The 540-nt window shown below is 43.1% G+C and carries 1 protein-coding gene; it reads right to left on the minus strand.

From position 1 onward, the window contains the following. Positions 1–540: two-component regulator propeller domain-containing protein (locus tag ACNOHI_RS25490; RefSeq protein ID WP_420477517.1), on the minus strand; the 540-nt coding region annotated here is incomplete at both ends.

Raw genomic sequence — 540 nt, forward strand, 5'->3', positions numbered from 1 at the left:
CATACCTCCTTCCCGGTCCTGGTGTATAGCATGAATTGCATTGTCCGAGATGGAATATGGGTCATTAAAATTATGACGAAGTGACGTCACCTCGTTGTTTTGCATATTATAGATATAAATCCCGCTTTCAGTACCCAGCCAGATATTGCCCGTATTATCCTGGAAGATCTTTCTCACAAAAAGAGGTTTGCCACTTTCGTCTTTTTCCAGAAGTTGTGAGAAAGCGAAGTTTCTTAAGTTCAGTTTCAATGCACCCTTACTAACCGTACCAACCAATAAAGTCTCCGCATTAAGCAGAAATACCTTATTAACGTCGTTTCCGAGTGAACTTTCCTTGCCGGCCGGGAGAGAAATGCTGGTCATTTTCTTATTGTTATAATCAAGTCTGAACAAACCTGATTGATAAGTCGCGATCCACACCCCGCCGTTGGCGTCAAAGCAAAAATCCCTGACACTCACCGAATTTTTCTTTGAAGGCGACACCGGCAAAGGAAAGTAATCAGCAAGGGGGGCTGAAGAAAATCTGCATAGTCCTTTCGA

It is taken from the genome of Noviherbaspirillum sp. ST9 (assembly GCF_048799745.1).
GTDB lineage: Bacteria > Pseudomonadota > Gammaproteobacteria > Burkholderiales > Burkholderiaceae_D > Noviherbaspirillum.